Source organism: Cupriavidus sp. FW305-F7 (assembly GCF_058782875.1).
In genome coordinates this window covers 1-11,039 of sequence record NZ_JBYSYC010000019.1, presented here as the reverse complement: position 1 = coordinate 11,039, position 11,039 = coordinate 1, and the positions used below count along the sequence as shown (strand labels likewise).

11 protein-coding genes and 1 pseudogene are annotated in these 11,039 nt (G+C 60.4%); 5 read left to right on the top strand and 7 right to left on the bottom strand.

The window, feature by feature from the left end; translation table 11 throughout:
• Positions 1-244: 244 nt before the first annotated feature.
• Both AC3WL8_RS18655 and AC3WL8_RS18650 read left to right on the top strand, forming a co-directional pair.
• Complete coding sequence (locus AC3WL8_RS18655) at positions 245-1,585, top strand: MFS transporter (RefSeq protein ID WP_492378638.1); 1,341 nt, start codon at positions 245-247, stop codon at positions 1,583-1,585.
• 143 nt (positions 1,586-1,728) lie between these two features.
• Positions 1,729-1,952, top strand: a pseudogene (locus AC3WL8_RS18650) (SDR family NAD(P)-dependent oxidoreductase); the annotation flags it as partial.
• 257 nt (positions 1,953-2,209) lie between these two features.
• On the opposite strand, the gene AC3WL8_RS18645 reads toward AC3WL8_RS18650, so the two are convergent.
• From AC3WL8_RS18645 to AC3WL8_RS18625, 5 genes are all read right to left on the bottom strand, one after another.
• Positions 2,210-2,575 carry a PHA-granule associated protein 4 gene (locus tag AC3WL8_RS18645; protein ID WP_492378536.1) on the bottom strand — a complete coding sequence of 122 codons (366 nt, stop codon included), beginning with the start codon at positions 2,573-2,575 and terminating at the stop codon, positions 2,210-2,212.
• Positions 2,576-2,595: 20 nt separating this feature from the next.
• Positions 2,596-3,561, bottom strand: coding sequence for a Bug family tripartite tricarboxylate transporter substrate binding protein (locus AC3WL8_RS18640; RefSeq protein WP_492378535.1), 966 nt, complete (start codon positions 3,559-3,561; stop codon positions 2,596-2,598).
• A gap of 123 nt (positions 3,562-3,684) precedes the next feature.
• Positions 3,685-4,785 carry a porin gene (locus AC3WL8_RS18635; RefSeq protein ID WP_492378534.1) on the bottom strand — a complete coding sequence of 367 codons (1,101 nt, stop codon included), beginning with the start codon at positions 4,783-4,785 and terminating at the stop codon, positions 3,685-3,687.
• A 178-nt stretch (positions 4,786-4,963) separates the two neighbouring features.
• Complete coding sequence (locus AC3WL8_RS18630) at positions 4,964-6,409, bottom strand: MFS transporter (protein WP_492378533.1); 1,446 nt, start codon at positions 6,407-6,409, stop codon at positions 4,964-4,966.
• A 245-nt stretch (positions 6,410-6,654) separates the two neighbouring features.
• Positions 6,655-7,578, bottom strand: coding sequence for a dihydrodipicolinate synthase family protein (locus AC3WL8_RS18625; RefSeq protein WP_492378532.1), 924 nt, complete (start codon positions 7,576-7,578; stop codon positions 6,655-6,657).
• A 190-nt stretch (positions 7,579-7,768) separates the two neighbouring features.
• Here AC3WL8_RS18625 and AC3WL8_RS18620 point away from each other — a divergent pair, with 190 nt between their 5' ends.
• From AC3WL8_RS18620 to AC3WL8_RS18610, 3 genes are all read left to right on the top strand, one after another.
• Positions 7,769-8,698 (top strand): LysR family transcriptional regulator, encoded by a 930-nt coding sequence (locus AC3WL8_RS18620; protein ID WP_492378531.1) that lies wholly within the window; start codon positions 7,769-7,771, stop codon positions 8,696-8,698.
• Positions 8,699-9,197: 499 nt separating this feature from the next.
• Positions 9,198-9,440, top strand: coding sequence for a hypothetical protein (locus AC3WL8_RS18615; RefSeq protein ID WP_492378530.1), 243 nt, complete (start codon positions 9,198-9,200; stop codon positions 9,438-9,440).
• Positions 9,441-9,493: 53 nt separating this feature from the next.
• Positions 9,494-9,844, top strand: coding sequence for a hypothetical protein (locus AC3WL8_RS18610; RefSeq protein WP_492378529.1), 351 nt, complete (start codon positions 9,494-9,496; stop codon positions 9,842-9,844).
• A 42-nt stretch (positions 9,845-9,886) separates the two neighbouring features.
• Here the strand turns inward: AC3WL8_RS18610 and radC are convergent, their stop codons facing one another.
• A complete protein-coding gene (gene radC / locus AC3WL8_RS18605; protein WP_492378528.1) occupies positions 9,887-10,396 on the bottom strand; it encodes a RadC family protein in 510 nt (169 codons plus the stop codon).
• Positions 10,397-10,712: 316 nt separating this feature from the next.
• Entirely contained in the window at positions 10,713-10,946 is a 234-nt protein-coding gene (locus AC3WL8_RS18600) for a hypothetical protein (protein WP_492378527.1), read from the bottom strand.
• Positions 10,947-11,039 lie beyond the last annotated feature (93 nt).

Here is an 11,039-nt window from a genome sequence, read left to right as displayed (position 1 = left end):
CACTGTATCCCGCCAAATACGTCGTGCGCGGCGGTGAACGCCTGCCCGAAGCCCCTCGCGTCTGAGGATGGGGCAGCCTGCACGGACTAAGGGGAGCGACCTTGTCTATGCACGGGCGGTCGTTGGCCGTGAGGTCTCGGCCCAGAATGTGTTACTGCGCCGCATGCCGAACCTCAAACCGAAGATAAAAGGAGACAAGTCAATGAAGTCAATCCGCCCTGAGCTGGCAACAGCACCTTCAAGCGTGCACCGGATAGATGTTCACAAACTGGCCGACGAGGCCAAGTTCAACAGCTTTCACTGGTCCGTGCTGATCTGGTGTTTCGTGATTCTGGTGCTCGACGGCTACGACCTGGCGGTCGCAGGCACCGCGCTTCCGTCGATCATGAAGGCGATGAATGTGGAGGCCGCGACCGCGGGCTTCATGGCCAGTTCGGCGCTGTTCGGCATGATGTTCGGAGCGATCGCGCTCGGCGCGCTGGCCGACAAGATCGGCCGCCGCTGCGCGATCTCGATCTGCGTGTTCCTGTTCAGCGCCTTCACCGCGGCCGCCGGGTTCACTAACGACCCGATCACCTTCAGCGTGATGCGCTTCCTCGCCGGGCTCGGCATCGGCGGCGCGATCCCGAATGCAGCCGCGCAGATGACCGAATACTCACCGAAGAAGGTGCGCAGCGTGATGGTCACGCTGATGTGCTGCGGCTACGCGGTCGGCAGCATCCTCGCCGCGCTCCTCGGCAAGCAGTTCATCGAGACCTATGGTTGGCAATCTGTGTTCATCGCCGCGGGCGCCGCAGTGGTGCTGATCCCGTTCATCCTGAAGTACATGCCTGAGTCGCTGCCGTTCCTGATCAAGCAGCACGACCACACGCATCTGCGCGAAGTGGTCCGGAAGATCCGACCGGACATGCCGCTCGAGCCGCACGAGGAGTTCCTCGTTCCGGCGGAGGACAAGGCCGAAGGTCCGACCATAGGCAGGCTGTTCCTGGACGGCCGGGGCTTCAGCTCGGTGATGTTCTGGGTCGCCTACATGACCTGCCTGTTCATGCTCTATGCGCTCAGTTCGTGGCTGGTCAAGCTGATGGGCATGGCCGGCTACAGCCTCGGTTCTGCGCTGAACTTCCTGCTCGCCTACAACGCCGGTGCAGTCGTCGGCGCCGTTGGTGGCGGATGGCTCGCCGACAAGCTGGACATCAAGTGGGTGACGACCGCATTCTTTGCGGTCGCCGCGCTCTCGCTGACGCTGCTCGGCTACGGCGCGCAGCCGCTGTTCCTCATCGTTGCCGTCGTCGGCGCGTCGACGCTGGGCACGCAAATCCTGCTGTACGCGTATGCCGGGCAGTTCTACCCGACGTCGATCCGTTCGACGGGACTCGGCTTTGCCTCGGGGGTCGGGCGCATCGGCGCTATAGCGGCGCCAATCGTGATCGGGCTGCTGGTCTCGATGAAGCTTCCGCTGGTGCAGAACTTCCTCGCCATTGCAATGGCCGCGGTGATAGGTGGTGTCGCTGTTGCTCTGATCAAGCACAAGTCGTCGGCCTCTTCGCACAGCCACGACGCGAGCGCGGTCGGGCAGCGGCCTTGATGCTCGACCCGTTGCGAGCGTACGAGTTGGTGGAGAGCTTTTCGCCCACCTGCCTGCCGGGAAGCGGCGAGCGCGTGCCTCCTGGCGCCAGAGGACGAAGTCGAGGTTGCCGCTCCGACTCACAACCTACCAAGGAGACTTCCATGTCCCGCAAACTTGAAGGCAAGATCGCAATCGTTACCGGTGGATCCACCGGTATCGGGCTCGCTACCGCTAAGCGGTTCGCTAGCGAAGGAGCGCATGTCATTGTCACCGGTCGCCGACAGGCCGAACTCGACGCCGCGGTGTCGAGTTCGGTAACGCTACCAGAATCCGGGTTGACTCATTGGCCGAACTGGACACGCTGTTTGATCGGGTGAAATCGGAAAAGAGGGTCGGCCGGAATTCGTGAAATTTTCGCTAAGATAGCCTAAGGCGTCGATCGGAAGGGAAAGTTCGTACCTGTGTCAGCTCATCGTCAAGCGCCACGGGCACTGGATGACTGATCGTCTCTCATCGACCCGTCTCGGCCATCCGCGTACTCGAACTCAATGTCCAATGACCGTGGTATTGCTGTCATTGATCTTGCGCAAAGGGGAATTCCTCTGGCGGCCCAGGAACAGCATCTGAATCGGATCACTCACACTAGGTCAGCGTTGCCTCCGTAAAGAGGTGACCGGGCATGAGGTAGTCGCCATGTTCGATGGCAAGCTCTTCCAGCTTGTGCAGCGTATCCTCGGGCATCGCGGACATGTCGAACCTGCAGTAGAAGTAGCGCTGCCGGAATGTGGGCTTCTCCATGCGCAAGCCGCGCAGCAGTGCTTCCGCGGATACAACGCAGACATGTTCGACGGCGCGATACCTCACGTCGACACCGAATTGTCGACCCAGGTCCTCCAGCTCGATCGCGTCCTGCCACGCGGTCTCGTAGTCCAGCTCAACTGTTCGCACAGCGCGACCATGGATGTGTTCGACCGCGCTGGCTCGGTCCCGTGCGGTATATGTGCTCATCGTGGTGCTCCACGTGCCGCTCAGTCGAGCTTGATATTTGCCTCCCTGATCAGGGTGCTGAATCTGGCCTTCTCCTGCTTGATGTATGCGGTGAAGTCCGCCGGCTGGGACGCGGTGGAGCTGAATCCATAATCGCCCAATACCTTGATGGCTTTTTCCGAAGTCAATGCCTTCGCGACTTCATTCCGAATACGTTGAGTCAGTTCTGCGGGCATTCTCGCCGGTCCCCACAAGCCATACCAGGAAACCATCTCGAAACCGGTCAATCCCGACTCCGCAACCGTCGGAACGTCCGGCAAGACGGCAATGCGCTTCGCACTGGTGACGGCAAGCGGCTTCAGCTTTCCACTCTTCACATGGGGCAGCGTCGATGGCAAGGCATCCACCATGGCATTGATGTGTCCGCCCATGACTTCTGTCAACGCCGGAGCTGTACCCTTGTAGGGAATGATCTCGAACTGGAGTTTGCCGTCGTGCTTGATCGCTTCTTCGGCAAGGTGGCTAGCTGAGCCGACTGCTGAGGTGCCAAAGGTGTACTTCCCCGGCTCCTTGCGGATGGCGGCCATGAACTCCTTGAGGTCCTTTGCGGGAACACCGGGATGCGCCGTCACCAGCATTGGGACACTGCCCAATTGCGTGATCGCCGTGAAGTCCTTTTCGATGTCATAGGTCCTTGCGCTCATCAGCATCGGGGTGGCCACGAAGGTCGATGCCTGCACAAGCAAGGTATATCCGTCGGGTGCAGAGGTCGCCACGAGCTTGCTACCTAGCGTTCCGCTGGCTCCAGGCCGGTTATCGACGATGAATTGCTGGCCGAGGTTTTCGCTCAGGCGTTGCGCAACAACCCGCGTGACAGCGTCCACGGTTCCACCTGCGGGATACGGCACAACGATTCTGACGGGCTTGTTGGGGTAGGTCTGGCCGAAAGCCAGCGTGGCGACAAGACTAAAGCTTGCGGTCAGTAGCGCTCTCAAAATGCCTCTCATTGTTGTCTCCTGATATTGATTTGGATGCTTGCCGCTCTGCCTCGATTGGCGACCGTCGAGAGAATGGAATCTGCCTTTGCTGCGTTCGTCTGATCTCTGGCGATAAACAGGTAAGGCGCCGACTCAGAAGACATGCTTGATGCCAAGCATTGCACCAAACTGGTTGCCGCCCGGTGCCGGCGCACTGGTTCCGACGGCGCTGCCGCTACTGACCGACATGGCCAATTGGCCCCGGTTATCAATGAAACCAGTTGTGACATAGGCGGAGGTTCGCTTGGAGAAGGCGTAGGTGCCGCGCAGTGCCGCGAGCCACGCCTTGTTGGCACTATGATTGAACCCCAGGTAGTAGATCTGCCCCGCGAGATTGAAGGCGGGCGTAATGTCATAGGCCAGGCCAGCATAGTAAAGCTGGCTGTGGGACGTGGTGCTGCCTTCATTGTTCCGCAAGGTGCCACCGATGCCTAGCTTCGCCTTGGACAGTACCATATAGCCCCCAAAGTGAAGGCGGTCATCCTTGAGGCCGCTGTTCACCAGTCCGCCTGCCGCACCAGTGCCCCCCCGCAATGAATCATATGCGGTTGCCAGGCCCCACCAGCTCGCGTCATACCGTAGCATCACTGACCATTCCCGGCAGGCCTTGCTGTCGGCGGGATTCTCCCCGGCGCAGTTTGTTCCCGCGGGGTTCTGACCAGCGTTGACTGTGTCGCGACCAAGGCTGTATGTCGCGCCAACAGTCAATCCGCCGAACGTACCCTTGTAGGCAATGGCGTTGTCGGCACGCGCATTGGGCCGATAACTGTCTAACGAGTTGGCGCCGTAGATGTTGGGCCCCAGTACGTCAGAGTCCAGCGTTGACCAGAAGGTCATCGTCCACTGACGGCCGAAGGAGAGTTGTCCCCACTGGTTACTCAGCCCTACAAAGGCTTGGCGACCGAACAAGCGTCCCCCTTGGTTTGACGTTCCAGAGTCCGTGGCAAAGCCCGATTCCAGGACGAAGACGGACTTCAGGCCTCCCCCAAGGTCTTCCGTCCCGCGCATCCCCCAGCGCGAAGGCACGGTGGCAGTCAGGTTGGGCATCCGCACGACACTGTCCTTGCTGGCACCAATATTGTTGACATACTCCACCCCAGTGTCGACGAGGCCGTAAAGCGTCACCGATTGTGCCGACGCGAACATCGGTGCAGCGCAAAAAAGGCCTGCGCACCATTTCCCGCAACTCCTCATGGATGTCTCCTTGTTATGCGAGTCGTTACAAACTTGTGAAGGGCAGGCGAGCGGTCTCCTCCCATCCTGGGGTACTCGAGACGTTTCGAGTGCCCTGTTGGACGGAAGCAGAGTCCGATGATCGCCGCGAAGTGTCTGACGGCAGCGGTCTGCGCCGCTGCGTTGGCAGGTCAGACGGTCAGGGTGAAATCTCTTCCAGCGGGCGGTTGGTGGTTTCGGTCATCCGGGTGGCCGCGACAAGGCCGACCACGCAGGCACCCGCAAACATCAGGAAGACGGTGGCAATACCTTGTCCCGTCAGTACCATACCGACAACGGCCGGTGCGGTGGCAGAGGCAGCTCGTAGCCATGAGGTTGCCAGGCCGGTTCCAATCGCACGGATACGGGTGGGATAGATCTCCGGCGTGTACAGGTACAGCAGTACCGTCGCCGAACCCATCACTGCATAGGCTGATGAACCCAGCAGCATGACCGACCAGGGGCTGGCGGCGCCAAATGCTCCAAGGACGGCGAGCAGTATGCCGCTGACCACGAAACATCCCATGGCCCAGCGACGACGACCTATGCGGTCCACCGACAGTGCACAGACAAGAACGGCACAGGTGCTGAGCACGTTGGAGAGCGAGGCCATATGCAGCGACTCCTGCAATGGGAGGTGATAGACCGTCTTATACAGGCTCGGCAACCAGTTGTTGATGCCATTTGCAACGAAATAGGAACTGGCCCATAACAGCCATACCACCACCGTACGGCCACGATAGAACGGCGAGAACAGCTCCTTCCAGTTGCCCTCTTTCTGCGCTTGAAGACCTATGTAAAGTTCTGAGATACGCCGGTTCATCTCTGCAGCGTTGTGCTGCGGATCAATGCTTCGCTTTGGGGTGCTTGCCTCGATTTCACCGATCACGCGCTCTGCGTCGTCGAACCGGCCTTTGCCGATCAGCCATCGCGGTGATTCCGGCAGCCGCATGATCAGCAGTGCCACGACCAGGCCGGGTATCCCGCCAACCAGGAACATGTATTCCCAGCCAAAGCGCGGAACCAGGAAGGCGCCTACCTGGGCCGCCAGCATCAAGCCAACGGGAAAGATCAGTTCATAGAGCAGGAAGAAGCGGCCACGGCCATGGGCTTGCGACAGTTCATTGATATAGGTCGCGGCAACTGGCACCTCGCCGCCGACGCCGATGCCCTGGATGAAGCGCAACAGGAACAGCATCTGGAAGTTCCCAGCAAAGGCGCAACCCACACTCATGACCGACATCAGGCCCACAGTCACGGAGGCACTCGGCACCCGGCCCAAGCGTTCAGCCAGCCACCCGAAGCAAAGTGCGCCGATGACTTGCCCAAGGTATCCGGCAGCGATCAGGACACCGATCTCGCTCGGCGATAAATGCCAGAGCCCAATCAGGACCGGCATGACAAACGCCAGTGAGAGCGCGTCGAATGCATCGAACAGGGTGGCACTGCCCATCACAATTCGGGCCTTGGTGTGCCACTTGCTAAAGGGAACGTTTTCGATGCGAAAGAGAAGTTGCGCAGCCCGATGCCGCAGATCAAATGGCGCACTGCTTGCCGCATCGCTCCCGCCACTGTTGTACACGGGTGCGGCCGTAGTGGTGTCCATGCTGTCTCCAAGTTGACTGGCTCATGGTGTGCGAGCACCGGCCATCTTTTTCTTATGTCATTGGCTTCTACTGTCGCCTTTCTTGCAACCCGTGACAGGGCAGTCCCGAGGCGCAACTTCAGCGTGAAGCCTTGAATTTCTCCCGTTGTGCCGACTTGCCTGCCGGCTGCGGCATGACGGGAGAATCCAAAAACCGGATTTGAGCCGGCTAGCGGGCACAGCCTTGTAGCTGGACCCGCGGTCGTTCAGCCAACGATGCCGGCAGCGCGCATGGCGTTGGCGATTTCGATCTCGGCGCCCGGTGCCAGCGGCAGCAGCGGCGAGCGCACGGTGGCGTGTTCGAGGATGCCACGTGCCACCAGGGCGTGCTTGAGCGCCACAGTGCCTTCCATGTGCGAGCCGCGGTGGTAGACGTTCTTCGTGACAGGCAGCAGGCGATCATGGATGGCGCGGGCGGCCTTGTAGTCCCGTGCCTTGCCGGCCTTGATCAGCTCAACCAGCAGTTCCGGTGCAATGTTGCCGTAGCCCACCAGCAGACCGTCCACGTCAAACATGGTGTGCAGCAAATATTCGTCGTGACAGCTCAGAATCTGCAGATCCGGGCGCTCGCGACGAATGACGGGAATCTCGGTGTCCCAGCGGCGCATGTTGCGCACGCCGTTCTTCATGGCGAATACGCCGGGCTGCGCCGCGATGTCGAGCTGCGTTTCCAGATCGTAGGTGCACTTGGTTGCATCGGGGTACTGGAACAGGATCAGCGGCAGCCCACTGGTCTCATACACTTTGCGGTACTTGTCCTGAGGCGCGCCCTTCTGGTAGCCGAAGCGCAGCCAGCCGTGCGAGGGGTAGAGCAGACCAGCGGACGCGCCCGCCTGGACCGCGCGCTTGGCTTCCTCGGCAGCCACCTCGGTGCCTTCCAACGTGATGCCGGCGATGATGGGAATGGCGCCATTGACTGCCTCGACGAAGGTTTCGATGACCTTCATCTGCTCCGCCTGCGTCAGAAAGGTGCCTTCGCCTGCGTGGCCGAGCACGGTCAGGCTCTTCACGCCATCGATGCTGCCAAGCCAGGCGCCCAGCTTCTTGCAGGCGGCGTAGTCCACCGCGCCGTCGCGGGTGAAGGGTGTGACGGGGGCAGGATTAAGGCCGCGGAGGTCGATGTCTTTCATGTCACTTCCTGTATGAGTATGGGGATCACCGGGTGCCGGATGCTTTGCCCGGAGAGCCCGCCGCTGCTGGTGTCTCCATAACGCTGGCGGGCATGTGAGGCAGTCTAGGAGCCGCCATGTCATGCTGGAAGTGTCATGTCGAATATTTCAGATATACTGGTTTCGTATAGCTTGGAAGCCAAGGCAAGTGATGAACTACTCCGCATGGAAACTGTTCCTGGCGGCTGCCGACCTGGGTAGTCTCAGCAAGGTCGCTCAGTCCTATGGCACGAGCCAGCCCCACATCAGCCGTCAAATCAATGAACTTGAGCAGGAATGCGGTGGGCGTCTATTCCAGCGTACGGGTCGCGGGGTCGTGCTTACTGAATTCGGCGAGCGCGTGGCGCCCAAGGTCCGGGCGTGGGTGGCAGGCACGGACCAACTGGTCAACGACATCCACTCGACCTCAGGCAAGCCTATCGGCACGGTTCGCCTCGGGATCCTGCCTTCGACCGCGCATCCACTGGTCAGCACGCTTTATTACCGCCTGAAGGAGCGCTATCCCCTGGTGCAACTCAGTGTGCGCGAGGGGCAGGGCGCGCAACTGGAGAACTGGCTGGAAGCCGGACACGTCGATCTGGCTATCTTGTTCCGCCATAGTACGGTGCCCAAGCACGGCGACGTGTACTTGGTTGAAACGGCGACTTACCTGGTGGGCGCAGAGGGGAATCGCGTCACCGCCAACCCCACCGTACAGTTTTCAGCGCTGCAAAATCTTCCCTTGGTAATGTTCTGCCGACCCAATAGCTGGCGCGATAGATTGGACCAATTGGCACTCGAGCACGGCGTTGCGCTGAACGTCGCAGTGGAGGCCGATTCGCTGAGCCTGCAGACCCATATTGTCGCCGACGGGGGCATGTACGCCCTGCTGGGGCCGTACGCCATCTCGAACGCTGGCCGGGATTGCCGTTTGCAGGCTTCGAAAATCATCAATCCACAGATCACGCGCCATATTGCGTTGGCCATGGCACGTCATGGTGAACTCACACTAGCGTGCCGTACCGTTATGCAGCTTGTTCGTGAGATTGCGCAATTCGGAGGGTCCGAGTTGACGGGGCGCGGCATCGAAGTGTCAACGTGAAACTGAAGTCGCCTCGACCCTCGTAGGTTTCGCAAGCCTCGACTTGAGGCTTTCGCAAGCTGGAGCCCTTGCAGCCGCTCTTCGCGTGACGGTGTTCCAGTGCGACAACGCTTCTTTAGCTTCTTTCAATGTCTGTTGTTTGGACGTTCCCGTCGTTCGTTGGTTGAGGATCAAATGACTGAGAATGGCCGAGCAGAGACGGTCGCATCGCCAATCAATATCCCCGTTCATCATTTTCATCGCGACGATTTTGCATTGCCCAGGCGCGACAGTCTCACGAATTCATGATCCGAATGCACCCGGTCCAACAGTGTCCATGCAGACGTTGCGCCGCCAGCGACCGAATTCGTGATCAACTCATTGATTCTCAAGAAGCTGCAGTCTCACGAATTTTGTTTCCCTTCACTACAACAACGAGCACCATATCCTGTTCAGCGAGAACGCCGTCGCGGACCGACTGCTGGCCCGTGGAATCGAGCTGAGGGTCGCCTACGAGGAATTGCACGACAAGCTGCACATGCATCCGCCGGCGCTCCAGGTCTTTCTCGGCTTGGTCTTAAGTACGGCCGCGTTCTGGAATCCAGAGAAGATCCGGGAGGCACGCGCCGCACGCAGCGATCTCTCCAGCGTCAATCGCCAGATTGCAAGGAAAGCGGCCGAACTGGCGACGCTGCTGGAGCAGCGCTCCGACTTGCACGACACGTCGGGCTTCAGCAGCGACACTACCACGTCTGCGACGTGATCGAAGCAGCGTCCCAGCACAACCACCTATTCAAGTCCTACGTTCAAGAACGCTTGGACGCCCTTCGTGGCCAATTCGACCTGGAGTACTGGCCGTCCCTGGGCGAGTGCTTGCAGGAGTTGGCATCCGACGCCGAAAAAGCCGTCATGGAGGCCACAGATCCCTTGACGGCGGCCGCCACGGCGGCAGCACGCCCATCCCGGGCCGACTTCTTCAAGGCATTGTTCACCGCCATCGAAGAGAACAGTGCCAGGAGCTACGGCCAACTGCCGAGGGGCTTCAAGCTGACAGACCGGACGCTGGCCTCGTTGGCGAACTGTGCCTTGGACTTGGGTCCCGATGACCCGGTGGATGACGCGTACATGAAGCGGCTTCGCCAGCGCGAACGCAATGGGCCCCGATGACAGCACCGGGCGCAGCAAAAAAGGGGGCCGAAGCCCCCTGGGTCAGAGCAGGCCACACTCGGAAAATGATGTAGTGGTCTTGCCGCCGACGACGATGTGATCCAACGTGCGCACGTCCACCAGCGCCAGTCCTTCCTTGAGGCGCCGGGTCAGCAGCTTGTCGGCCTGGCTGGGTTCGGGACTCCCGCTCGGATGATTGTGAGAGAAGATCACTGCCGCCGCATTGAAGCGCAGCGCCTCTTTCACAACTTCGCGCGGATAGACCGACGCCTCGTTGATAGTGCCGCGGAACAATTCAACGTACTCGATCAGCCGATGCTGGCTGTCGAGGAACAGTGCTGCGAAGACCTCGTGCTCGTAGCTGGCCAGCTTGGTCCGCAGGTAGTCCTTGACCAGCTCCGGCGAACTAAACAGCGTGCCGCGCGGGGTTTTTTGGTCGATGACCTGGCGAGCTGCTTCCAGAATCCGGTCGGCGGTAGCCGGCTGATAGCGCCCCTGGTCGTCACGTACCAGCAGCAATGAATCGGACGAGGAAAAGGACTGTTGCGACATGATCGTGCTCCGGTTGCTCGGGCGGAATTGCCCGGAACCGTGCCCAGCACGGCGCAGCGCAAGCAGTCACGGGTCGAAGACGGCCACGCCCGCAAGCGCCAGCGGCGCGCAGCCCTTGACGGCGCGAACGCCGTGATACGGTGAAGGGAACAGCAAGACCGCCCATCCACCTCACAACGAAGGCAATGGACAGGCAAACACAGCGCGCAGGCCCACAGCGCCGGAGGCGTCAGGGATCAAAGCCGGATGGCCGCGACTCGGGACGAGGCGTGGGGCGCAGCCCGCGAGCCCGGCGACGGACACCTTGCTTATGGGTCTAGCGCATCATGCCCGGCTTAACCAGCGTATGGATGATCGGAGCATCGCGGAACTCACACATTCGAGAATCGTTGTGGACAAAGATCGCATCGAATACCGAGAACGCATCCATGTCCGCCAAGAGCGGTGCCAAGTACGATGCCGCCTTGGTGTAGTCAACGGCGGGTAGCGGCCAGTTGTCGTAGACGATCAGCCAGTTGGAGGGGAATCGAACGAAGCCGTCGGCCGTCACCTTGGGAATTTTCTCTTTGACCAGGTGCGCGGCAAGCCTCGGCCTTTAGGCCGGAGAAGGATAGCGCGGACGCCGTCGGCGTCCTTTCGGCGG